The sequence below is a fragment of the Anaplasma capra genome (assembly GCF_025628805.1).
In the GTDB taxonomy this organism is placed as follows: domain Bacteria; phylum Pseudomonadota; class Alphaproteobacteria; order Rickettsiales; family Anaplasmataceae; genus Anaplasma; species Anaplasma capra.
On sequence record NZ_JAOTBG010000007.1, the window covers coordinates 54,791 to 77,829 of the forward strand.

At 49.5% G+C, this 23,039-nt stretch carries 19 protein-coding genes and 1 pseudogene; 8 read left to right on the forward strand and 12 right to left on the reverse strand.

All coding sequences use genetic code 11. The annotated features are described in order from the left end of the window. The first annotated feature begins 71 nt into the window (after nucleotides 1-71). Nucleotides 72-1,106, forward strand: coding sequence for a thiamine phosphate synthase (thiE, locus tag OC187_RS02620; RefSeq protein ID WP_262997752.1), 1,035 nt, complete (start codon nucleotides 72-74; stop codon nucleotides 1,104-1,106). Between the two features lie 148 nt (nucleotides 1,107-1,254). On the opposite strand, the gene OC187_RS02625 is transcribed toward thiE, so the two are convergent. Further along, complete coding sequence (locus tag OC187_RS02625) at nucleotides 1,255-2,505, reverse strand: HlyC/CorC family transporter (RefSeq protein ID WP_262997753.1); 1,251 nt, start codon at nucleotides 2,503-2,505, stop codon at nucleotides 1,255-1,257. Nucleotides 2,506-2,690: 185 nt separating this feature from the next. On the opposite strand from OC187_RS02625, the gene OC187_RS02630 reads away from it, so the two are divergent. Both OC187_RS02630 and OC187_RS02635 read left to right on the forward strand, forming a co-directional pair. Then, nucleotides 2,691-2,969 carry a YggT family protein gene (locus OC187_RS02630; protein ID WP_262997754.1) on the forward strand — a complete coding sequence of 93 codons (279 nt, stop codon included), beginning with the start codon at nucleotides 2,691-2,693 and terminating at the stop codon, nucleotides 2,967-2,969. Between the two features lie 11 nt (nucleotides 2,970-2,980). Then, nucleotides 2,981-5,218: an FtsK/SpoIIIE family DNA translocase gene (locus tag OC187_RS02635; protein WP_262997755.1), complete on the forward strand. Its 2,238-nt coding sequence runs from the start codon at nucleotides 2,981-2,983 to the stop codon at nucleotides 5,216-5,218. Nucleotides 5,219-5,246: 28 nt separating this feature from the next. On the opposite strand, the gene OC187_RS02640 is transcribed toward OC187_RS02635, so the two are convergent. Together OC187_RS02640 and OC187_RS02645 are read right to left on the reverse strand one after the other, a co-directional pair. Then, nucleotides 5,247-6,230 (reverse strand): hypothetical protein, encoded by a 984-nt coding sequence (locus tag OC187_RS02640; RefSeq protein WP_263008565.1) that lies wholly within the window; start codon nucleotides 6,228-6,230, stop codon nucleotides 5,247-5,249. 320 nt (nucleotides 6,231-6,550) lie between these two features. Then, entirely contained in the window at nucleotides 6,551-7,723 is a 1,173-nt protein-coding gene (locus tag OC187_RS02645; protein WP_262997757.1) for an aspartate aminotransferase family protein, read from the reverse strand. A 198-nt stretch (nucleotides 7,724-7,921) separates the two neighbouring features. Between OC187_RS02645 and OC187_RS02650 the strand changes: the two genes are divergently transcribed. Further along, the gene (locus OC187_RS02650) at nucleotides 7,922-9,343 is read left to right on the forward strand and encodes a sensor histidine kinase (protein WP_262997758.1); all 1,422 of its coding nucleotides are present in this window, start codon (nucleotides 7,922-7,924) and stop codon (nucleotides 9,341-9,343) included. A gap of 22 nt (nucleotides 9,344-9,365) precedes the next feature. Here OC187_RS02650 and OC187_RS02655 read toward each other — a convergent pair whose 3' ends face one another. From OC187_RS02655 to OC187_RS02665, 3 genes are read right to left on the reverse strand one after another with little or no spacing between them, the layout of a single operon-like run. Continuing rightward, entirely contained in the window at nucleotides 9,366-10,211 is an 846-nt protein-coding gene (locus OC187_RS02655) for a cell envelope integrity protein TolA (protein ID WP_262997759.1), read from the reverse strand. Further along, complete coding sequence (locus OC187_RS02660) at nucleotides 10,183-10,647, reverse strand: ExbD/TolR family protein (protein ID WP_262997760.1); 465 nt, start codon at nucleotides 10,645-10,647, stop codon at nucleotides 10,183-10,185. Before OC187_RS02660 ends, OC187_RS02655 begins: the two co-directional genes overlap by 29 nt. Continuing rightward, the gene (locus OC187_RS02665; protein ID WP_262997761.1) at nucleotides 10,637-11,302 is read right to left on the reverse strand and encodes a MotA/TolQ/ExbB proton channel family protein; all 666 of its coding nucleotides are present in this window, start codon (nucleotides 11,300-11,302) and stop codon (nucleotides 10,637-10,639) included. Before OC187_RS02665 ends, OC187_RS02660 begins: the two co-directional genes overlap by 11 nt. A gap of 242 nt (nucleotides 11,303-11,544) precedes the next feature. Here OC187_RS02665 and mutL point away from each other — a divergent pair. Then, a pseudogene (mutL, locus tag OC187_RS02670) lies at nucleotides 11,545-13,409 on the forward strand (DNA mismatch repair endonuclease MutL). A gap of 9 nt (nucleotides 13,410-13,418) precedes the next feature. On the opposite strand, the gene dprA reads toward mutL, so the two are convergent. The 6 genes from dprA to rpmG form a co-directional block, all read right to left on the reverse strand. Then, complete coding sequence (gene dprA / locus OC187_RS02680) at nucleotides 13,419-14,564, reverse strand: DNA-processing protein DprA (RefSeq protein ID WP_262997763.1); 1,146 nt, start codon at nucleotides 14,562-14,564, stop codon at nucleotides 13,419-13,421. 164 nt (nucleotides 14,565-14,728) lie between these two features. Next, nucleotides 14,729-15,868 carry a tRNA 2-thiouridine(34) synthase MnmA gene (mnmA, locus tag OC187_RS02685; protein ID WP_262997764.1) on the reverse strand — a complete coding sequence of 380 codons (1,140 nt, stop codon included), beginning with the start codon at nucleotides 15,866-15,868 and terminating at the stop codon, nucleotides 14,729-14,731. A gap of 122 nt (nucleotides 15,869-15,990) precedes the next feature. After that, nucleotides 15,991-17,037 (reverse strand): twitching motility protein (pilT), encoded by a 1,047-nt coding sequence (locus tag OC187_RS02690; RefSeq protein WP_263008568.1) that lies wholly within the window; start codon nucleotides 17,035-17,037, stop codon nucleotides 15,991-15,993. Nucleotides 17,038-17,272: 235 nt separating this feature from the next. Further along, nucleotides 17,273-18,544, reverse strand: a complete 1,272-nt coding sequence (gene fabF / locus OC187_RS02695) for a beta-ketoacyl-ACP synthase II (protein WP_262997766.1) — start codon at nucleotides 18,542-18,544, stop codon at nucleotides 17,273-17,275. Nucleotides 18,545-18,716: 172 nt separating this feature from the next. Then, nucleotides 18,717-19,010 carry an acyl carrier protein gene (locus OC187_RS02700; RefSeq protein WP_263008569.1) on the reverse strand — a complete coding sequence of 98 codons (294 nt, stop codon included), beginning with the start codon at nucleotides 19,008-19,010 and terminating at the stop codon, nucleotides 18,717-18,719. 537 nt (nucleotides 19,011-19,547) lie between these two features. Further along, a complete protein-coding gene (gene rpmG / locus OC187_RS02705; RefSeq protein ID WP_262997768.1) occupies nucleotides 19,548-19,718 on the reverse strand; it encodes a 50S ribosomal protein L33 in 171 nt (56 codons plus the stop codon). Nucleotides 19,719-19,881: 163 nt separating this feature from the next. Between rpmG and OC187_RS02710 the strand changes: the two genes are divergently transcribed. From OC187_RS02710 to OC187_RS02720, 3 genes are all read left to right on the forward strand, one after another. Next, the gene (locus tag OC187_RS02710) at nucleotides 19,882-20,613 is read left to right on the forward strand and encodes a phosphatidylglycerophosphatase (protein ID WP_262997769.1); all 732 of its coding nucleotides are present in this window, start codon (nucleotides 19,882-19,884) and stop codon (nucleotides 20,611-20,613) included. Next, the gene (locus tag OC187_RS02715; RefSeq protein WP_262997770.1) at nucleotides 20,610-21,113 is read left to right on the forward strand and encodes a disulfide bond formation protein B; all 504 of its coding nucleotides are present in this window, start codon (nucleotides 20,610-20,612) and stop codon (nucleotides 21,111-21,113) included. Before OC187_RS02710 ends, OC187_RS02715 begins: the two co-directional genes overlap by 4 nt. A 585-nt stretch (nucleotides 21,114-21,698) precedes the next feature. Beyond that, nucleotides 21,699-22,961 carry a hypothetical protein gene (locus tag OC187_RS02720; RefSeq protein WP_263008570.1) on the forward strand — a complete coding sequence of 421 codons (1,263 nt, stop codon included), beginning with the start codon at nucleotides 21,699-21,701 and terminating at the stop codon, nucleotides 22,959-22,961. Nucleotides 22,962-23,039 lie beyond the last annotated feature (78 nt).

The following is a 23,039-nucleotide window of genomic DNA, read 5'->3' on the forward strand; positions in this document are numbered from 1 at the left end:
CAGGCTTGGCGTGTTGGTAGCACTTGTGACATGTGCTCTGCGTAACCATTGCAGCTCTAGTCGGTTGTGACATGCACCTGATTGATGGAGCAGACTCAGCGCATGGGGTGATGGCAGAAGTCGTGCGTGACGCCCATTTGCGGATGAAGACTGGTGTTTACGTGGTGAATGCGGAGTGCAAAAGTTGTGGCGTCTATGCGGATTATTACTTCGACGGGGTAGAGGAGATCAAGCTTTTGTATAGGTGCGCTACAGTTACGGATAGTGGCACTTTTGCAAATTCTTACAACTATGTAGCTGATGTGGTGTCGAGCACAACAAAATGCAGGGATGCGGGGGACATCCAGCTAGATTGTGTTGTGCTGGCGAGAACACTTACTAGCTTTGTCCTATCAGGGGGCTTGCTTTCTGAGTGGAGCCTGAATTGTGCAACAAGCGAGTACCTGCCTGTCATTGTAAATGGATTTTGCTCACAGGATGCGAAGACTAGTTTTGGCAAGATGGAAAAAGTAGGTTTGTATCCCATTGTGCCTGATGATTATTGGTTTGAGCGCGTTATGCGCTGCGGAGTGAAAACCATACAACTGCGTTCAAAAGGAGCGCCAATGGGTGCGGTTGAAAAAATGATAGAGCGCTGCGCCAAGTTGTCTGCGGACAACTGGGTAAGGCTTATTGTTAACGACTACTGGGACCTTGCCATAAAGCATGGCGCATATGGCGTGCATTTGGGTCAAGAGGATATAAAAACTGCTGATTTTGATAAAATGCTGAAGTCTGGAATAAGGTTGGGCATTAGCACGCACTGCTATCATGAATTAGCACGCGCGAGCTTTTTTTGTCCCTCTTATGTGGCGCTTGGGCCCGTATTTCACACTACTTCAAAGGACATGAGATTTAACCCTCAGGGGTTAGAGCTGTTGAAGCAGTGGGTACAGTGTGCAAAATTTCCCGTGGTAGGCATTGGCGGAATTAATGTGTCCAATGTAAGTTCTGTTGTGGATTGTGGTGTGAGAGGGGTAGCCGTGGTTTCAGCCATCACTGAGGCTGAAGATCCGGAAAGTGTAGTGCGACACCTAAAACAAGCTACAGCTGACTGCGCCGCCTAGTGTCGGGTGCTCGCCGCCCAATGTGTGGAGGGATATAGCTCTGACACGTTTACACGTCTATAAATCTACGGAAAAACTTTGTAGACACTAGATTGCCCTCAGCCGACCACGCGTTTGCTTGCTCTGCTGCTTCGAGCACACAAGTCGCCTAAGCTGGGTCACTCTCTGGTGCACTTATGCCAACTAGGGATATGATATTCCCATTTTTTTTCAGAATTTTGAATGAGAATCCGTATAGCCGGAACGTTTCTCCCTCTTCTGGTATTCGCTCTACCTCATGCAGAATAAGTCCGGCCAATGTGGAGGCTTCTTCAGGCAAGTTCCACCCCAGCTCCCTGTTTACGTCCCTGATGGGCGCCTCACCGCTAATGCAGTATTCACTGTTGCTGATTGCGGTGATAAAGCTTTCGGGTACAACATCATGTTCGTCGGAGATGTCGCCGACTATTTCCTCCAAAATATCCTCTAGTGTCACTGCTCCCTGCAAAGTTCCGTACTCATCAACCACGAGTGCCAGGTGCCTGCGCTTTTTGCGGAAGTTGTGCAACTGAACGCTAAGAGGTGTAGTGTCAGGCACAAACCAGGGTTTGGTCATTATGCTGTAGATATCATCCCTCGTGACGTTACTGCTCTTCTCTCGCACCAGGTCAGTTACATCCCTAACATGCACGACGCCAACTATAGACTCTTCACTTTTTTGCCACATTGGGATTCTACTGTGGCTGCTTTGGAGGATCTGCTTGATCAAAACACTAACATCTTCGTCTATGTTCAGCGCGAACAGATTCTTTCTATGCGTCATAACCTGAGATATTTCAGTTTCCGCAAGATCCAACACACTGCTCAGCATGTCCAGATCTTGCTTGAGCATGGTTCCCTTGCTTCCGTGCATCATTATCAAACTTCGTACGGCCTCGGCAGCGGACACTATCTCTTTGTGTTCCTGTATCCCGAGTACTTTCATCATGTAGTTCACTATGTGCGTCACTAAAGAGCATAAAGGCGATAGGACGAATGAACAGCAGGCCACAATTCTGGCACTTCGTAACGATATCTTCTCCGGATTCTGTATGGCGTATGTTTTTGGTAATACTTCAGAGAACAGTAGAATTAGCAAGGTAACTGTGAATGTGGAAACCACAATCCCCTCGGGACCCAAAAACTTCAAGAACATAGCGGTCGCCACTGAGGAGGAGGATATGTTAACGATAGTATTGCCTACCAGCAAAGCACTGATAACCAGCTCCTTCCGCTTGTTAAGCGAGTCCACAACCTTTGCTCTTTCATCCCCGCTAAGCACCAACCTGTGTATAGAAGAAGCGCTGACCGAGGTTAGCGCAGTCTCCGCTGCCGAGAAAAAAGCAGAGGCCAGAAGTAAAAAAATGAAAACAAGAAACACTACAGGGAACAAAACCCACCATGGGTCGGAATATACACAATAACCTTACGTCCCTCAAGTCGATTTTTATGATGCCTGCCAGAGCATTATCAAAAAATGCCGAACATTTACGGTTTTTAATTGTCTCTTATTGCTGTATAATGGCCCGCTGTTTTGGACAGATGGCGTAGTGGAGGAGCTCGTGTATGCACCCGGTGGCCTACCTTATTGACACGTTGCTGAGCATATATAATGTGGCGCTCATTGCCTGGGTGTTGCTGGGGTGGCTGATTGCTATGGGCGTTGTTAACAGGTACAACGAATTTGTGTACCGTGCGTTTTCTGCGCTATCCAGGATACTAAATCCCGTGGTTTCCGTTATCCGTAAATACGTACCGAGCGTTTCTGGGTTTGATTTCTCCCCTCTAATCCTACTAGTAGCCATCAGCTTCCTAAGGTATGCTTTGCGCTACTATTTTGGATAGGTAGTACCACAATGCTGAATGACCGCATGGCAGCTTGGTGTAGAGTTACTCTCTGTTTTTTAGCGACCGCGTTTATCGCCTTGTCCGTTATTACTTACAGCCCATCTGACACATCGCTGAACACATCTGGTATGCTGAGCGACGTTGCCATTCAAAATCTTATGGGCATTCCGGGAGCATATGTGGGGGATCTTGCTGTACAGCTATTTGGGTTCTCGGGGGCTTTATCCGGCATATTCATGTTTTCTGGGTTAAAGCGCGCGCCTGCCTTTGTGCGTAAAGTGCGCGTATTGTGTGTTTTGTGCGTAACCTCCGGAATAGGGGGAGTACTGTCCAAGTTATCGCTGGGTGTGACGAGTAAGTTCCAGCATGGCGGCTTTGTAGGGTCCAAACTTGCAGCGCTTCCAATTTCTGTGCTTGCGGCGCTGATTATTGTTGGGGTAGTAGGTTCCGTTGGTTGGGGGCCTATAGTTGCCTTGTATGGCCTTGTGTCAAAATTTAAGTTAAGAGTGAGTGGTGCTGGGGGCGATGATGGGTATGGCGACGACCTGCTGATGGCAGAAGAAATTCCCCATTCGGTGGAGTATCCCACACTGTTACCTACCTTGCAGTCGTTTACGCAAGTTGCTACTCCTATGCAGCGGCAAGTTATCCCGCAGCATCCTGTGCAGCGACCCCAGTCTTCTTCTCAACAACCGCGTAGTGCCGACCATGATGTAGGTCTGCAAGAGCGTAGTGCCCCTACAAGGCAGCCACATGTGGAAAAGAAAGGGGTGGCAGCGGAGTTTGTTCTACCGGAGGTGAAATTGCTGGCAAAACGCACGCCTCCAGTGGGGTATGATGGCGGTGTGCCGAGCCATCGCAATGAAGCAGACGCTCTGTACTCAGTGCTGAAGGATTTTGGTGTATACGGCAAAATAATAGATGTCCGCTATGGCCCCGTGGTTACCTTATATGAGTTTGAGCCCTCTGCTGGGACGAAGTCCTCCAGAGTTATAGGACTGTCTGACGACATTGCTAGGTCGATGAGTGCGCTATCCACGAGAATTTCGGTTATTCCTGGGAGGAATGTTTTAGGTATAGAGATCCCCAACCAACACCGGGAAATTGTAATGTTGCGCGACCTCGTAGAGAGTAGTGAGTATGCAGATCCTGATTTGAAGCTTCCCATAATTCTTGGTAAAGGTATAGATGGTGAAGCGGTGGTTGCTGACTTGACCAAAATGCCGCACCTTTTGATTGCTGGAACTACCGGTTCTGGTAAGTCTGTGGGAATTAACACCATGATTCTATCTCTGCTGTACCGCCTCACTCCTGTACAGTGTAGGATGATCATGATTGACCCCAAAGTGCTAGAGCTTTCCATATATGACAACATTCCCCACCTTCTCACCCCTGTGGTTACTGGCCCTAAAAAGGCTGTGGCTGTGCTAAAGTGGGTGGTGTCGGAGATGGAAGAGCGTTACAGACTTATGTCTGCGGTTGGTGTGCGAAACATTACTGGATATAACGCGAAAATTGTGGAAACGATAAAAAGCGGGGCTACACTGGAAAGAGTGTTGCAAACAGGGTTTGACGCGAATACCGGAGAGCCAGTGTTTGAGAGAACTCCGATAGAGAAGGTGCAATTTCCCTACATAGTTGTTGTGGTGGATGAGATGGCCGATCTTATGATAGTCTCCGGAAAAGAGATCGAGTCATCAATACAAAGGCTGTCCCAAATGGCGCGTGCAGCCGGGATACACATAATAATGGCGACTCAAAGACCTTCGGTTGATGTCATTACTGGGGTGATCAAGGCGAATTTTCCTACTAGGGTTAGCTTTTCGGTAACTTCCAAGATAGATAGCAGGACAATTCTTGGAGAACAAGGTGCTGAGCAGCTGCTTGGTATGGGTGATATGTTGTATATGGTCTCTGGAGGAAGAATAAGAAGAGTTCACGGAGCTTTTGTAAGCGACAATGAAGTTCAGGATGTTGTAAATCATCTGAAAATGCAGGGAAAGCCGGATTACATCGAAGATATTGCCAAGGTTCTTGAGCATGAAGAAAGAGACGGGGAAGATTTCCGCTGCTACGATGATAGCCTCTACGAAAAGGCCGTTGCCATAGTTTTGAGGGACCGAAAGACGTCAATAAGCTACGTACAGAGGCAGCTGAGAATAGGGTACAACAGAGCAGCAAATCTCATTGAGCGTATGGAACGGGAGGGGGTGATAACACAGGGAAAAAGGGAGATTGTGGAGTGACCCTGGCAAGAGCCACGCCCCGGTTTTGTTAATGACTAAGTTGTGGATCTGCCGCTAGCACCACCTGTGTCGTGCTCACACAACCCACAGGGCAGCTGCGTTGTTCTCCGGAGCCGGCGCGCCCCCTTTCTCCAATTTCGGGATTGTTGTCGTTGCTGCTCTCGGCACCGCTACCTTCCTGGATGCTCGCACATGTCTCGGGGGTGCCTGTTATGTCTTGCGCCAGTTGAGCGCCAAGTTTCCGATCTAGAAAGGTCTTGGCGATTTCCAAGAAAACAAAGGTGGTGGCCAGGAAAACCTGAATTCCCAAAAGCACCACTTCCTGTATGTTGAATATGAGATGCGTGTTGCCCTGGAGTATACAGGCTTCCCACACGTGGCACGAGAAGTGGGAAAATTCAAACAGAGCGATACACGCATACAAACCCGCCTGAACAAAGTACCAAGCCCTTTTGCTTTGAAGCGATCTGGATGCGGCTGTGTCGGAAGCACCGTCTCCGGAAGCTGCCAGTCTATTTACTTTTTTGTAAGTCAGATAGGTTTCGTACGCTCTCAAGAACGAAGAAAGAGCGCCTGATAAGGGGGCAGCGATTGACAGGAATATCAGGAATGACCGCATGGATTCGGCAGCGGCGAACACCATTATTACGGAGGATGTAGATATTGTGAACCACATCAACCCTGACACCATGGTCAGGGTTTCTCCAGTGGCTTCTAAGACAAATTGCTTACGGGTCTTCTCGTTCCGGTTTGTTTTATACTCCTTCCTTATTGCCATTAAGGAGAGTGCTGAGTTTATTGCAAGAATGAAAGAAAGCGCGGCGTACAAACAGTAGTATGCAACCGTAACTTTGGCTTTTATGCCACTGCTTACACCATTTTTGAGGCAGTAAAGGGTAAACGAGGAACAGAATACCTCTGTTAAAATTATAACAAAAGACGCTGCGAGAAAAACGCTTGAGCTGTCTAGCGAGCGTTTCTTCCTGATGCTGCGCAACAGCCGCCGAGCCATCCCGTTTGCGCGAGTCTCCACGCGTCCGGCATCTTCAGGAGTAGAACCGGTTTGTTGGGACAAAACACGCCCGCGTTTGTCATGAATTGAACTTAAAGACAAGATCTACCGCACAGAAGAAAACCACGTTGATATGGCAAACGTACATGTGATTCACTAAAAAATCAAGAGAATATTACACTACCTGTAGCACCATGCAGTAAGTTGAAAAGCTATATCACACACTCTTGAGTATATGGAATAAGGTGTACAGAGGGCAGGTGAAGGGCCAGACGGCTGGCGGCACACAGCCCAGCTTTTTCCAAAGACTAGGTTAGCTCCTATAGCTCTTCAAAGCCACGCTCAAGTATCTGTAGAGCCTCTTCTATTTCCTCCCTAGAAACTACTAGTGGGGGCAGCAATCTGAGCACGTTGCCTGAAACTGCAGAAAGGAGTAGGCCTTGCTCTGCGAACTTACAAGCGATGGTCCTGGCATCTATCCTGTTGTTAATCTGCAATCCTATCATGAGGCCGAGCCCCCTCACTTCTTCAATAATGCTGAACTTCTTTGACATTTCGGTGAGCTTATCAATGAGATACTGTCCATTACTTGTGACATTTTCAAGAAAGCCCTCGCGCAGGATCTCATCGACAGCTGCGTGCGCAACAGTCATTGCTAATGGATTGCAGCCGAAAGTTGAACCGTGCATTCCGACTTCAACAAATTGTACGGCGTTCTTGGTGGCCAGGCAGCCGCCTACAGGAAATCCCCCACCGATGCCTTTTGCTACTGAGCATATATCTGGGTTCACGCCAAAATGTTCATGTGCGAAGAATTTACCAGTCCTTCCAGAGCCACACTGCACGCAGTCAAAGAATAGCAGTACGTCGTGCTCATCACATATGCTGCGCAGCCCCCTGAGGAACTCCCCGCCCAAAACGTGTATGCCACCTTCACCTTGTACTGGCTCCACCAAAACTACTCCTATGTTTCCCTTGCTGACTTCATCCCGCACTGAGTCTACATCAGGGTTAACGCTAACAAACCAGTCAACATATGGGTGGAGCAAGCGAGAAAACTTCCGCGGCTCATTTGCCGAGCAAGCAGCATAGGTTCTGCCATGAAAGGAACGCCGCATCGTCAGTATCTTGTATCGCTCTGGTCTCCTCTTGCCATTCTGGTACGACCTGGCAATTTTGAACCCGCACTCTACAGCTTCAGCTCCTGAGTTGCAAAAGAATACCGCATCTGCAAAGCTAAAACTCGCCAATTTTTCGGCTAGGCGCTCTGCCTCCGGGATACGATACACGTTTGATACATGCCACAAGGTCCTCCCCTGGGTCTCCAGTGCATTGACCAAGGTGGGGTGGCAGTGTCCCAAGGAAACAGCGGCAATCCCGGACACGAAATCTATGTACCGCCTTCCTTTTGTATCATATAGGTGGACCCCTTCACCGCGTGCAAAACTCACGTCAAACTGTGCGTAAAAAGGGACAATGAAGCTGGCACTCACCGGGATTACCTACCAAACTCTGAGAACGGTCTCAGGGTAGCCCATATGATATGACAGGTCAAGCTAACTGCGCTTGCCGGGGTTTGTCTAAAGTTTATTTATGAAGGCTTGCAATCTGGGAAAAATACGCAATTAAGTATTGATGTGGCGGTGTTATACCATTAACCTCACCTGTAGCTGGTGGCCGGGTGTGTATGTATGTTCCTCAGGCGCTTGAAATTAAGATATATATCCCTAGCTGCGCTCATCGTACTGTTTGTAGGCGCGGCCTGGTATGTGCACGTAAGAGTGCTGAAAAGCACATTGGGCGCGGCTTCGGCGGAGAGTATTGCAGATGTGGGCCACGTGTTGTCACGCGCGGTGCTTAGCAAATATAGCGGCCTCCTGCGCACTATTCCTGCGCACGTTGGTACCGACCCTTACCATGTTAACTTGATGATAAAGCTGCGCGCTGAGTTTGTTCAGGCACTTGAGGGCTTTGACGGTATCACTGCGGTGTTGTACGGCCCCGGTGGGTCTGTGATATTCACTGTAGGAGCAGGCTTTGGCGAAGATCGTGTGGGTGGCGAGGAACTGTCAGAAGATCAACTTACAACTCTCAGACGGGGCGATGTCCTGCGCAGTGAAGTTGCAGATGGAAAAATGTCCGCCATATTTCCTATCACGTCGCAGGATGGTAAGCCCACTGCGTTTTTACTTGTAGTAAAGGATTACAGGAACCTTGCCCAGGTCCTTAAGGGTGCACACAACATGTTTGTCATACTAGTCGGTGCGGCGTTGTTGACGTGTTTTTGTCTCGTTGTGTTGTTCTATAAAAGGAGTACAAAGCTTCTCAGTAGCCAGTATGACGCAAATTTGGAGCTTCAGGGGCAGAAGGAGGCTGCCGAGAGGGAAAGTGTTAGCAAATCTCAGTTCTTGGCCAATGTTAGTCACGAGTTGCGCACCCCGCTTAACTCCATTATAGGGTTTTCTGAAATTATTCAATCGGAGTCGCTGGGTCCGATCGGCAATGATGAGTACAAGGAGTATATAAACGACATTCACCAGTCTGGTGTTCACCTTCTGAGTTTAATAAACGACATTCTGGATTTCTCAAAAGCGGAGGCAAACAAGCTTACCGTGGAGTTTGTCAAGTTTGATCTGGGCAAGATTGTGGACTCATCCTTTACCATGGTATCGCCCAGAGCGAAAGAGGCCGGGGTGGAATTGAAAAAGGAAATGCAAGAAGAGCCCATAGTTATGCTTGCGGATCCTAAGAGGATGAAGCAAGTTATCATAAATGTGCTGTCAAACTCTGTGAAATTCACTCCTGAAGGTGGCCTGGTGAAGCTGCTTGCTGAAGTTAGAGAGGGGCAGCTTGTTGTGGAGATCAGTGATACAGGTATCGGTATAGCTCAACAGGACCTGTACAAGGTAATGTCCGTGTTCGGGCAAGCCGACAGTAAACATTCCCGTAAATACGAAGGTACAGGGCTAGGGTTGCCACTGAGCAAGAAGCTTGTCGAGCTTATGAACGGGACTTTCAGCATAAAGAGTGAGCCAAACCTAGGGACCATAGTAACGCTAGTGTTCCCACATGAGCAAGGGCTGACAGCTAAGGAGGAGAAGGCAGCATTTTGAGAAACCCCCGACGGAGGTGATCTCAAAGCGCGGGCCTGGGGTTGAAGGTCAAAACCACCTCTTTCCACAGGTTATATTCATCCCTACTCAACCCCGTGATCGGGCTACACTTATACACTGCCCTGAGTGCGCTGTCTGCCACTGCACGGAAGAACGGATTGCTGTTGTATAAATGGGTATCGGATATGCCTGCTCTAACAACCTTTCCGCTGGGAGCCAGTACCAGGCTGACTCTAACCACCATGCTCTCCACGTCCTTGGCACCCGCGGGTACGGTCCAGCATCTCACGAACTTGTTCTTTATGGAATTTGCGATCTTGACCGCTAGCTCGTGCTTTTCATCGTAACCGACTTTACTGGGTTTAGATGACATCCCGCCATGGCCGAGCTTTTCCCCATCGGCCTGGACCGCCTGAAGTATGCTGGACAACTCTTCCTCTGCGGTCCCGGGAGCTCCTTGAACATCGACAACCGCCGGGAGAGCGGCTGCCGGAGCTGCTTCCCGGACACTCAACATTTCCTTCATCATTGCCTTGCTCCCAGGTGGTGGAGGTATGCGCCTGGCCTGCTCTGCTGGGATCCGTTTTGCGTTCCCCGCGGGCCGCTGGCCGGCCCCATCGGTATGGCCAATCTCTCTTTTTTGAAGTATTATGGGCTGTCTTCCTGTCCTCGCGCTGCTTTCCGCCACTATGGGGATTGAACCTAGCGCTACAACAGCCCCCCCCACGTTGTCCTGCACTCTATCGTGCTCCAGAGCCCACGTTCCTGCAAGATAAGCACCACCCACGACCACGTGTAACAACACCGACAAAGCTATGTGAATGTTGTTCAAAAGCACACTACGTGCCGTCTGCACTGCCCCCAACATCAGCAACCACGCTACTATCAGCAACTAGAGCTACTTTCCCGAGGCCGTAACTTAACAGCAAATTGACCACCCTAACAACCGCCTCATAGCTCACACCTTTGCCACCACGCAGGAACACCTGAATTTCCCTACCCTTGGTCGCGGATATTAGGTCAGTCTCTAGATTTGCCTCCTTGGAAAGCTTACCGTTCACATATATAGTACCTTTCCCGGTAACGGTCAAGATAACCGGTTGCTCTAAGCTTAGGTTAGGCTCCTCGCTTGTACTGAGTAGGTCTGCAAGAAGCGATGGTAGAGCCCTCTCCGTGTGCGAGACCATGAATATCACCAGCAGCATCAGCACTACATCCAAAAGCGGTGTGACGTTCACATCAGAACGAAATCCGCGAACTTCTCCGTACTGTCCTGATAGCCTGTGAAGCTGCCTACTCTTCATAATCTGCAAATGCCTCGAGCTCGTAAACCAGATTGCTGAGCCTATTAGATATCCGCGTGATCAGGGCAGTGAATCGGTTGTAGAATATGTTCGCTGGTATAGCAACCAGCAACCCCAGGGCGGTTGCAAACAAAGCCTCAGACACACCGGGACCTACGGATGCAATGCCCACGCTTGCTCCAACCGGGATTGCGCGCAGGCTACCTACAACTCCCCAAACAGTTCCCAGCAACCCTATAAAGGGGGATGAAGACCCTATAGTTGCCAAGAGCTCTATGCTGTCCTCCAGTTTGTCTAAGGTTCTACTGAGCTCCGCACTCACAAATCTGTGAAGCCCATCTCGCTTGTTCGCCACCAGCTGCGAATTTTTCATGCCATAGTTCAGTATGTGCGAGACTATGCCTGTGCTGTTACCCACTATCTCAGCTAGGTTGGTAAAAGTCCTCCTAGAGCTGAAACGCTCCTCAAGCTCCTTTATTTCCCTTACCTGTTTTCTCAGCATAAGGTGCTTTTTCAAGATTACTGACCACGAAACTATAGAGAACGCAACCAATACCAACACAACGGCCTTTACTACAATGTCAGCATTGGAGAATGCGCTAAGTATAGACAGACCACCTTGCATACCAATTGACGATTCAACTACACCCTTCATAAACAAAAGCCACCGAACCACTGCCAATCTCTATACTTTTAATCAACTGTGGTCAATGATAAAAAAGATAACGTGATGAAAAGCACTACCGTGCTACAGTTGTTTGTGCTCCGAAGACGGTGACCGTGAGCTCTCACTGGATATGGCTCTTGTGTGTCAACACGTGTGCCACAACAGGATGTGTAGTTTTCTTTGTTGTGCTATATAATGCCCCAGTGTGTTACTGGTTTTGCGGTAGTGTTGTGCCCATAGTGGTTCTGGATCCCAAGACAGTCAATAAAATCGCTGCAGGAGAGGTGATAGATTGTCCTGCAAGTGTGGTGAAGGAGCTTGTCGAGAACTCAATAGATGCCGGTGCCACGGCCATAGGTGTGCAGATAGATAAAGGTGGGCGCAACCTGATTTCCGTAATCGATGATGGGTGCGGTATTCCAAAGGATGAAATGGAGAAGGCATTTGTTTGTCATGCTACGTCAAAGCTATTAAATGATGACCTGGATAACATTAGATACATGGGGTTCCGCGGTGAAGGGCTGACCTCTATCGCTGCTGTTGCGAGAATAAAGATGATCTCGAGATACAAGAACTGCTCCAGGGCTTGGTCTATCGTATTTGAAGGAGGGGAAAAAATAGGGGATTTATCTCCTGAAGCGTTACCCTGTGGGACTTCTGTAGAAGTACGGGATTTGTTTTTTGCAACCCCTACAAGATTGAAGTTTCTGCGTACAGAAAAAGCGGAGACTCAGAGCATCGTCGATTTGATGTACAAACTTGCAATAGCTAATTTTGACGTTGCATTCTCCTTAACCATAGCTGACAAGCAAGTTTTTAGATACCCAGTAAGAGAAAGTCTTATGTGCCGCCTGCGAGAAATGCGGCCCTTTGGTGGGGCATTTCAGGAGCAATCTCTCGAGGTATGCTTTAGTTCTGATTCAGTGGACATTGCCGGGTGCATCGGTGTTCCCACATTTAACCGGTCAAGGCCAGACATGATATACACGTTTGTGAATGGTAGGCCCATACATAGCCCAATGTTAATGGGCGCTATAAAGTATGCATATAGTGAACTCATTCCCAAGAACAGGTATCCGGTAATTGTGCTGTTTTTGGATACCTTGCCGGAAGATGTTGATGTCAATGTTCATCCAAGTAAGCTGGAGGTGCGGTTTCGGAACAGAAAGCAGGTGTATAATGCGACTGTTGAAGCGTTGTCTGCTGCTCTATCCAGCAATGTATACAGGAAATTGTCCCCTTGTATTTCAGTTGAGAGTGGGCTAGACCATTTTGCCATAGATAGTTTATTAACTTCTAGTGCTTCTTCTTACAGCGCAGCACGTGATGAAGCGCAAGAAATGGATGTTAAGGAGGTGGGGGGGGGGGAGAACTTACGTTATATGAAGCGGAAACTTCCGCCAGTATGGATAAGTTCCCCATCTTTCAAGGAGGTAGTGGCAGTCGGTACATAGCGCGTCCTGCCTTAGGCCCTGATCTGGAAACTCGCGGTGATGGAATGTTGGTGGAGGAGCTTCCCCTGGGAAATGCGGTGTGTCAGCTCTTTAATCGGTACATAGTATCGAGAGCTGGGGATTACGCGATCATAGTGGATCAGCACGCCGCGCATGAGCGACTTACCTATGAGTATATGAAAAGAGTGTCAAACGATGAGGGAATGAAGCGGCAGGTGCTGCTGATGCCCGAACTAGTTGAGCTGAGTAATGAGTATGAGTTGGAACTATTGGATGGGTGCAGGGAAAAGCTGCTAAAGTTTGGGTTGGTGCTCGAACCTATAGGAAGCCTAACTGTGGCTGTGAGAGAGGTGCCAGCCATTCTTGGAGTGTTCGATGTGAAATCTATGGTTGCAAAAATAGTAGAGAGCATCGTTGAGGTGGGTGATGAGCTGTTTGTGAAAGAAAAGATCAAACACGTATGTGGAACAATTGCCTGTTATAGCTCAATAAGGAGTGGTAGGGTTCTGAAGTTGGAGGAAATGAACAGTCTACTCAGACAGATGGAGAGCACACCTCATTCTGGACAGTGCAACCACGGCAGGCCCACATATGTCAAGCTCAGTCTATCGGAGATAGATAAACTGTTTGAGCGCAGGTAGCCACTCCGTCTAGTTTTCCAGAGCCAAAGCGAACTTGTTGCCGGGAAATCTGTGTACCTTTCCCAACAGTTCTAGCCCGATGAGCTCGGCCAGTAGCGCGCTTATACTTATCTTTGTGCAGGCTGCAAGATCTTCTATGTCTGTGGGGGAGATGCTGAGATGGCCAAGAATCACGCTCCGGGTTGTCGTTGTATTTGTGCTTTCCGTAGTGCAGTTTTTTTGGGAATTTCGTTGCGGATTTTTTGTACTTATAGGGCAAGCACCCAGGCTTAGCACTTGCGTCACATCTTCTGCAGACTCAACTAGTGTAGCGCCTTGCTTGATAAGGAAATTACTACCGGAATATCTGGGATCTAGAGCCGAGCCGGGTACTGAGAAAACCTCGCGTCCCTGAGACAGAGCGAATTTTGCAGTGATCAAAGACCCAGATCTACGGGATGCTTCTATTACAACCGTGCCCCAAGCCATGCCCGATATTATACGATTTCGTTGAGGGAAAAAACTGGCTTTAGGTAGGGAGGAAAATGGCAACTCTGTCACAACTGCGCCACCATTGCGTGCTATGGCTTGGTACAAATACAGATTATCTTTGGGGTATACGATATCCACCCCGCTTGCTATAACAGCGACGGTTGGTATGCCATCAAGCGCCACGCTGTGTACGGCGCTGTCAATTCCTCTGGCCAAGCCTGATACCGTAACTAGCCCCGCTCCAGATAAGTCACGTGCCATTCTGTGTGCAATACGTTTTCCGTTTGCTGATGCGTCACGGCTCCCCACTACTGCGATTTTGTTACTTGCGCTTAGTAATTTCATGTTGCCCAGCACGGTTATGACTGGAGGAGGGTCATATATGTTGAGCAACATCTGGGGATATTCTTGCTCAAACATACTTACCATTCTGGCCCCTAGCCTACAGCAAAGGTCAATCTCCCTTTGGGCCTCGCTTTCTGAGTATACGTATCCCGAATGGCCAAATTCCCCACATCTGAGCGCATCTAATGCAAGCTTTGGGGTTTTGTACAACTTAACAAGTCTTTGAAAGGCTATGGGGCCAATTTTTGGTGTGCGTATTAGGCGAATACAATCTATAAGGCAGTTGTGGGCGGCCACTGGGCAGTTTCCGTATGTACTGGCGTTCAAGGGAGCCTGCAAAAAGTTACTTTCCTAACCAATACAATACTGTCAAAAAATAATAAGGCAATAGCCGAAACAACTTGTACACAATTCTGTGGTGTATTTCAGGGTTTAGCAGGCACACTCGGCGCCCATTCTGCTAAATTTAGTAGTAAAGGCCGCAGGTTGGTACGTACCACAACTCATATGCTTTCGCAATGCAACTTGTTATATATCCATCCTCCTCCTAGGAGCCTTTCTTCGTCATAAAATACGCATGCCTGTCCCGGTGATACAACGCAGTCTTCTTCAAGCACTACAGTTCCGTAGTTGTTGCCATTGTTTGTTACAGTGGCCCGGACAGTAGCCCCTGATGACCGCAACCGGGCACCGACCGCCAGTCCATGTTCGGGAACACCGCATTTAGGAAGCCAGTTTAGGTTTTTGACGAATAGCTTCCTCTGCCTGAGTGCGGACTGTGGCCCAACTACTACGGTGTTTTGTGCTGCATCTAGTCGCACAACGTACAGTGGATACGGTGCTGAGATATTCAGGCCCCTTCGCTGACCAACGGTAAAGTTCGATATGCCGTCATGTTCACCAAGCAAGCGCCCATCCACATGCACAATTTTTCCCCTTTTTGCCAATGCTGGATCCAAATTTTTGAGCATTTCTCTGTAATTGCCCTTGGGTACAAAGCATATGTCTTGGCTATCTGGCTTGTCGGCAACTTCCAAGTTGAAATGCTGTGCCAACCGTCTCACATCGCTCTTTACCAGATTGCCCAATGGGAATCTCAAGAACTCCAGCTGTTCCGGGGTAATGGGGAACAAAAAATAACTCTGGTCCTTCTGCGTGTCCCTTCCTACCAATATTTGTTGTTCGCCTGCAACCTCAACTCTTCTAACGTAATGCCCAGTTGCTACAACATCTCCACCCACAGTTCTGGCCGCTTTGAGCATGTCTCTGAATTTTACTGTTTGGTTGCACTTTACGCACGGTATAGGAGTTTCGCCGTGCTTATAGGAATTAACGAAGTCTTCTATTACCTCCTTCTCAAACACAGCTTTGTAGTCCAGGACATAATGTGGAAACCCAAGCATGTGAGCAACACGCTTTGCATCGTATATATCTGCGCTTCCACAACAAGATTTTCCTCCAGGTTCGGTGGAGCCATACAGCTGCATTGTTGCACCTATCACCTTGTATCCGCGCTTGTGAAGCAGTGCTGCAACTACAGAGCTGTCGACGCCGCCAGACATGGCGACGACTACCGTTGTCTCTTTGGGGAGCTTACCAGGAACCAGGGGATCCAGGTCAAAGCTACTATCTAGCGCCATCATAGAGGAAAAGACACAAATGTACGGATTCTACGTGAGATTGTACTATCTCTCAAGCTGAAAAGTGCAGGCACCAGAATTCCTGCCTGTACGCAAGCGATGGAGATTCATGCCGAAGCCACTGACTAGAATTCACCGTTCACTTCATTTGTGTACTGTGCGCCGGTGCCACCAGCGATGTGCGCAAGAATGGGCTGAGCATCAGAGTATGTCAGTTTATTTTCATCAATTAACTTATTGATCTGTTCTACCATGCCAGAATCCTCTACCAACGCAGTGTTTCCGCTGTTTATCACTTCTCTAACTTTGTCCTCAAACTTGATAAAATCGTAGATATAAATGCAAGGACCCTTTGTGAGAAGTGCCTGCATAACCGTTCCCAGTACATGTGAGGATAAGAAGTTAATACCAGATGTCCTGTCCGGGAAGAGGGCAATAACTCTTTCTAGCATACACGGGGTTGATACGGAATCTATAGCTGCTATTGTTAGTATGCCTGTAGCGGCGCAATCGCGTGCTATACGTGCTAGATTGTGATCAAGTTCTGGGAACGCTAATATGTCGGCTGCCTGGTTCTTAATGAAGCTAAAGTTGGCCTGAGACAGGCTGTAAGAACTGATGATTGAGTTACTGGACCCCGCAGGAGCTATTGCTCCGAAACCAAAGGTCAATATATGCTTTCTCTGGGTGCTAGCAATTTTGTGAAGTAAGAATCTGACTGTAGCATCTTTGTTGTGGTGAGCTGCTCCTCCCAACAGGATTACCCCTCTTGAGGCAGACATCACTGTGCATATGAGCTCTTGCGGTACATCACCCTCCGAGGGTAGCACTAGCTCTTTGATGCAGATCGTAATTTTTGTCTCAGATTCTGGTCTACTTATGTCTCTTGCTGCGTGAATACTTAAGGAATGTGTTTCATCGAATGCTGTACTGGTGCTAGCTTCTCCGGTGCTATGCAGCGCGGCTTGTGCTTCTGTCGGCAACACTCCGGATATAATGTTCTCTATATCCTCCTTTTCGATTTTCCTTGCCTGCAGAAATTCTATGTGACCCAGCCTCTTGATTGCGGGAGGTTGTCCAACGACGCAATAAAGGTGTGACGCATTGTGCTGTACAGAAGATGCAACTAGCTGCTTTAGGTACCCCATTGCTGCGTTCAAATTTGGTAACACACTGCGATGCTAGGATATTTTTATTGCGCAACTATTAAGTGTGGATCCTATTGTTCGCGTGTGTCTTCCTGTGCGCGCTGCGGGCTATGGCAACGCTGTTCGCCCACATGGCCAGTGAAATTCAAAGTGGTTTTTACAACATAGGGATAGGTGAATGCGCATCCTTACGGGGAGTAGGGGAATCACCGGCTCGCAGGGGTAGGGAGGTGCCGCCCTTGGCCGGGTTGGGGTTCACCTACACAGCTCTGAATATGAGCGACGCATTAACTCCTCCGAATCCGAAGGAGTTAGACATAGCGCTCACGATCTTGCTGTGCTCCTGCGCAATTAGCGGGACCAGATTCAAGTTGCTATCTTCCGAAGAGTTTTGCAGATTTAGTGTCGGAGGGACGACTCCACGACAAATGGACAGTATGGTAAAAATGGCCTCCACTCCTCCAGCTGCCCCCAGTAGGTGTCCCACGGAAGACTTTGTTGAAGATATGGGCATCCTGTAGGCGTGATCACCAAATACCATCTTTATTGCTGAGATTTCAACGCTGTCTCCTGTAGGCGTTGAGGTTCCATGTGCGTTTATGCACCCAATGCTATCTGGGGCGGCTCCCGCCATTTCCAGTGCGCGCCTCATAGCGTCGGCTCCACCCCTACCCTCAGGGTGTGGCGCGGTCACATGATAGGCGTCCGATGTTATTCCGTAGCCGGTGATTTCCGCGTAGATTCTGGCATTTCTCTTTTTTGCGCGCTCATAACTTTCCAGTACCAGAACACCAGCGCCCTCTCCCATCACGAATCCGTCCCTATCTCTATCCCAGGGGCGAGAGGCCAAATTTGGTGTGTCATTAAATTTTGTGGAGAGAGCCCTAATAACGCAGAACCCGGCCAATGCTGTCCTGCACAATGCGCCCTCGGCTCCGCCTGCTAGCATTATGTCTGCCTCCCCGGATGCTATGACTCGCGCTGCGTCGGCTATGGCGACAGCGCCAGTTGCACAGGCGCCTACAGGGGCGTTACAATGCCCTCTGAACCCGTATCTCATGGAAATATGACCCGCGGCCAGGTTAACCAGGCTTCCAGGTATAAAGAACGGGCTTACCCTCCTAGGTCCGCGCTCGTGTAGGGCTATGATGTTCTTTTCCATGTATGGAAGGCCACCTATGCCGGATCCTACAGATACCCCTGCTCTGTCTGGATCGAATTCTGTACCTAGCAGACCAGAGTCGGACAGCGCCATGTCCGCTGCAGCTATTCCAAAAATGATAAATTTGTCGACCTTTTTTACTTCTTTCTCTTCAATCCACTGGGTTGGATCAAGCTTATAGTCCTCTGACTGGCCCTTTATGGGCACTTGGCCTCCAACTCTGCATTCAAGGTCGTGCGCGTCAAACTCGTCTATGGCGCTTATTCCTGATTCCCCACCAACGAGGCGATCCCACACATGCGGGATCTGAGACCCCAATGGCGTCACCAGACCCATTCCGGTTACCACAACCCTCGTCCTATCAGCCATACAAACACCACATAAAACCACTGATGTACCGGAAGACGGAGCCAAGCAGACCAAAAAACAGATGACCCGGCACTGCTGGGGCTTCTGAGTAGCAACCGCACCCAATCACGCACGAACACTCCGCCACCGCATGTACTCCAAAACACAGCACAGAAGAACGCGTGTGCACCACCTAGGAGTTGGACTTACCATGTATATACTTGCATATGTCGTCCACAGTCTCCAATCCCTGCGCGTCCTCATCAGAAATCTCTATGGAAAACTTTTCTTCTAGAGACATGATCAGGTCAACAAGGTCTAAGCTATCCAGGTTGAAATCCTTGGCTAAGTTGGTGGTTCCAGAAAGAACTTGCTTCTGCTCGTCCTTCAACTTTAGACAGCCAATCACGGCCTCCATGACCTGAGATCTGATGTCTTCAAGAACATCACCACCAGACTTCAAGCCTTCTACCTCACCACCTTCCATGAACGCACCCACTAAACTAGAAACAGAAAACCACAGGCCGTGCCAGAAAACCGCGCGGCGCTAGCAATATACCTCTAAAAATCAAGAAATCAAATAGAATTGCCTAGTTGTGGGGTGAACAAGGGGAAAATCTTTACAACACCTGATCTGTATCACAATCTGGCCGTGTTTCAGTGGATACGGGTGGGATTTTCTGCTTGATGCCTAAGCGACCTGTGGCTTGGGATTGCACGGGCCCGCTGTGACGATGCACCCCACTATGCACGACAGGACCACGCACCTGTGCCGCGGATTACACAGGGGAAAAGCGGCCTTAGCCCCGACTCACGCGCATCCCCGTGGGCAAAGGCGTACCAGAGCAACTGAACACCGGGGAGCAGCACCCGTGTTTACAAAACACCTGCAAACTCACAGACCCCAGGAGATCGCCCCCAAACCCGGTGCGGCTGCGCTCTTCACAAGAGGAACCCCGCCCGCAAAAAGTCGCAGTGCGTACCCCAGCAAAACGCGGAGCTCGCGCCACCGCACACTGAGCCCCTATCTGAGCTTCTCCTCTTTGAACAGAGCGTGTTTTCTGGCGACTGGGTCATACTTACGGAAGGAGAGCTTCTGGACCAACTTTTTTGGGTCACGCTTCTTGACGTAGAAATAGCCCGTACCCTCGCTGCTTACCAGCTTAACCAACATACCAGCACCTTTCTTGGCCACGGCAGACCCACAAACGCGAAACTCCGGAGATTCTACATGCCCGTGTGAAATAGGTCAAGCGTTTGGTAAAAACGGTTGACATACCTCGTGGAGTGGGTATTTAGTGGCTTATAGCCGGCGTTTTGTATTGGCCGTTCCCGCATTTAGTGTTTGTGGCTGTGATATGCTTAGATCTCTGTTCAAGGTTGTTGTGAGACTTATAGGCTTTTTGGTTCCCGTCAGGGTAGTGAGCACCTTCTTTGGTATAGGGCACCTCCCAGCTTGGCAGGAACATTGGGCGGCACTCTCTGCGCTATTGATTTCCCACATATCCTGTTACATGGTGTACGGCTCCTTTCCCCTGCTATCCGATGCAGCATTTGCCACCGGTCTGAAATTGGCGCCGTTTTTCCTGCAAATGGCCGCTCTCTTGTTTTTTGTCGGTATGATGTCCATTTTTGTGTACCAGAACAGTGATGCGAGCTCTGGACTTGTCTCAAGTGACAATATAGTTATCCAGTCGGCATTTGGTCAGCTCTTTACTGCTGCTGCAACTATGCCGGCGTCAGTCACCCTGTACGGTGCCGCAGGGGGTGTTTATAACAAAATTTGCTCCGATATATTCACGTGTCCGCTGTGGGTAAACTATTTCATGCATCTACTCATATTCTTCATGGTGCCGTTCATATTCTACAATGCCATGATCGTGATAAGACCGTGGCCTGCATCCCTGCTGAAGCTGAGATACAGCAATTGGTTCTCCATCATGATGGAGGGTGTGGTGCTTTCGTTCTATGCCATGCTTGTCATGTACCTGGTTGCGTTCATCTGTGCGGGGCTTCAGGTATCTTACGCTCTTAAGTACGGTGCCGCCGTATTGCGCCTCGCGTTTGTTAGGTGGTGGATGGTGCCATGAGGGGATGCGGTGCTCTGCTTTTCATCAGCACCGTGCTTGCACTTGCGGTCGCTTACATCGGAGAGTTTGTGTACGGTTTGGTTCCGTGTAGGCTGTGCCTTTACGAGCGAGTTCCGTATTTTGTTGCGCTTCTGTTTTCTGCGATCTCCGTACTGAAGGGGGATAAGTATTCTTTCTTTTTTACCGTTGCGTGTTATGTGGGAGGTATAGCGCTTTCTGTGTATCATGTTGGTCTGGAGTACGGCTTGTTTACCGATTTTTTGCAGTGCGCCGATGGGCTGGGCCTAAGCTCTAACATTGACGAAATAAAGCGTGACTTGCTGAACAAAGACGTTGCTGTGTCCTGCAGAGTCCCTGGAGCTGTGTTTTTAGGATTGTCGATTTCCGGGTGGAACGTTGTATACGCGGTGTTGTGCGTATCATTGGCTTTCGCGGTGAAAAAGCATGGTTTTAAGGGGGTATACAGAATTGCCGTGAGGGTTGTGTCTCCCAACAGATAAAAGCTACAGGCTGATGATGCGTAAACCCACATCCGGATCAGCCGGGGGGCCCCCGTGTACATCGATTAAGTGTTATATCCGCTAGTGCCAGCCTGTTTCTAGAGCCAATTCTGTGGAAGAGCTACCACGCGTATTTTTAGGGGTTAAGTTGCAGATAGCTCATGCAGCCAGAGAACCTCTCGGTCACTACGTGTTCCACGCCAGGTGGTTGGTGTAGATACCCGGCCATATCTTAATGCTCTGTTAATTTTGTTAATGTGACGTTTTTGTCAACTTTAGGAGGTATTCATCCTTTTGGTTCATGTGAAGTACAAAAGCACACTTGGAGTTTTTGTCTGTGCGTAGGATTGCGGAAATTGGTGCGATACACGCACTATAGGTTCTAGCGTGGGGAGTCTGCGCAGCTATTCATCACTACCGGATATACGCAGCTCAAATGTGTGGTGTGTGGCGCGATGATTGGCTTTCAGGCACGTTTCAGATGCATATAGCGAAGGTTATCTCGGTGTCGAGTGAGTTGTATACGTAAATTTTATCCATTGACCATTTTTCTTTGAAAGTGTATCGTAACCGGGATTTGTGTGTGTGTGTACCGGCTTTCTCTCCGGAGTGGATACCGCAGATCGTACGTTTGTTGTGTCTGATGAAGGAGTCTGTTTTATGTTTGATGAGAAGCTCGCGGGTGGTGACAGTTCCCGGCGTGACCTCGCGAGGCTGGTGGGTGGTACCGCTGGTCTGAATGAAGGGGTCAGCCTGCTTCTGCGTTTGCCACTATCGCTTGCGCTGCTTGCTACTACTTTGCTGCTTACTACGGTCACATACGTGGCTGTCACCCTCTCTATGGTTATTACACTGCCTATTAGATTCCTTGGAGGATTCTTCTCCAAGCGGGGCTGGCAGATGTTCAGTGGTGACGCGGAGGGAGATAAGGAGCCTGTCAACGGGGTGCAGAATTTCTCCGTATCTCTGCTGAAGGTTATTCCTACTGTTGTTCTCTGGCCCATTTTGGCTATTTTCACTTCTATTCCTACGCTGCTTCTCTCCACTCTTGCGTACATCTGGTCGGTGTGCAAAAGTGTTGTGGGATTCCTGTACTGCGCGTTTACGTTCTCTGATCCTGTGCGTGCGCTACAGTCAGAGGGGCGCCCGGAATACTTTGATTACGCCGATACTTCTGGCCTCAGGGCTTCTGCCGACCTCGCTTCGGGCTTTTTTGATGAGAACGGCCCGCATGTTGGTGTGTCCCACCCTTGGAGCGAGGTGAAGTCTGCCTTTGTAGGTGATGATCTGGATATCCTGAAAAGCATGGTAGGCGGCGGTGCCATGGTTGGTATGTTCGGCGGCATGGCTTCGGCTGGAGGCATGGGTGGTGGGACTACAGGGAGAGGCGCTGGGTCCTCCGGTGGTCTTGCGGACATTGCCGCTCGACTGTTTGGTGTCCGCCCTGATGCTGGGGCTGGCCTTGTAGGCGCTGCTGCTCGGCTGTTCGGCAGTGATGGAGCCGGTCTTGCGGGTTTTGCTGCTAGCGCTGCTGCTAAGATGTTCAGCGGCCGCCGCGGGAGTGATGCGGGCAGTGGCGCTGACGGGGCGAGAGGTATTACTAAAGTTAAAGATGCGACGGCCTTTGTCATTGGGAAGGAAGGAATGGGGCCGCTGGGGTTGGGAACTACGCTGGATGACGCAGAGGTCCTCCTCATCGGGAAGGGGACACGTGTCACCCCTGCTGCTGCTGATGGAGGAGATGTACGGGATGCAACCTCGGGAGCGGCTAGTCCTGTAGCAGAGGAGGGCCACGGCGGGGGGAGCCGCCGCGGTAGTAGTAGCGGCGGGGCTGGGATCGGGATCTAAGGCTCCCCCCGTCTGGGTGGTGTGAGGTCCTGTCCCGCCTCCTCGTGATGAGTAGGGGGTCGAGGTCGGAAAGAGGGG

Bases quoted from the DNA above. Each gene is read 5' to 3' on its own strand.
- thiE (WP_262997752.1), top strand. From the start codon at position 72: ATGCACCTGATTGATGGAGCAGACTCAGCGCATGGGGTGATGGCAGAA.
- OC187_RS02630 (WP_262997754.1), top strand. From the start codon at position 2,691: ATGCACCCGGTGGCCTACCTTATTGACACGTTGCTGAGCATATATAAT.
- OC187_RS02635 (WP_262997755.1), top strand. From the start codon at position 2,981: ATGCTGAATGACCGCATGGCAGCTTGGTGTAGAGTTACTCTCTGTTTT.
- OC187_RS02640 (WP_263008565.1), bottom strand. From the start codon at position 6,230: ATGGCTCGGCGGCTGTTGCGCAGCATCAGGAAGAAACGCTCGCTAGAC.
- OC187_RS02650 (WP_262997758.1), top strand. From the start codon at position 7,922: ATGTTCCTCAGGCGCTTGAAATTAAGATATATATCCCTAGCTGCGCTC.
- OC187_RS02655 (WP_262997759.1), bottom strand. From the start codon at position 10,211: ATGTTGGGGGCAGTGCAGACGGCACGTAGTGTGCTTTTGAACAACATT.
- OC187_RS02660 (WP_262997760.1), bottom strand. From the start codon at position 10,647: ATGAAGAGTAGGCAGCTTCACAGGCTATCAGGACAGTACGGAGAAGTT.
- OC187_RS02665 (WP_262997761.1), bottom strand. From the start codon at position 11,302: ATGAAGGGTGTAGTTGAATCGTCAATTGGTATGCAAGGTGGTCTGTCT.
- mnmA (WP_262997764.1), bottom strand. From the start codon at position 15,868: ATGATGGCGCTAGATAGTAGCTTTGACCTGGATCCCCTGGTTCCTGGT.
- fabF (WP_262997766.1), bottom strand. From the start codon at position 18,544: ATGGCTGATAGGACGAGGGTTGTGGTAACCGGAATGGGTCTGGTGACG.
- OC187_RS02700 (WP_263008569.1), bottom strand. From the start codon at position 19,010: ATGGAAGGTGGTGAGGTAGAAGGCTTGAAGTCTGGTGGTGATGTTCTT.
- OC187_RS02710 (WP_262997769.1), top strand. From the start codon at position 19,882: ATGCTTAGATCTCTGTTCAAGGTTGTTGTGAGACTTATAGGCTTTTTG.
- OC187_RS02715 (WP_262997770.1), top strand. From the start codon at position 20,610: ATGAGGGGATGCGGTGCTCTGCTTTTCATCAGCACCGTGCTTGCACTT.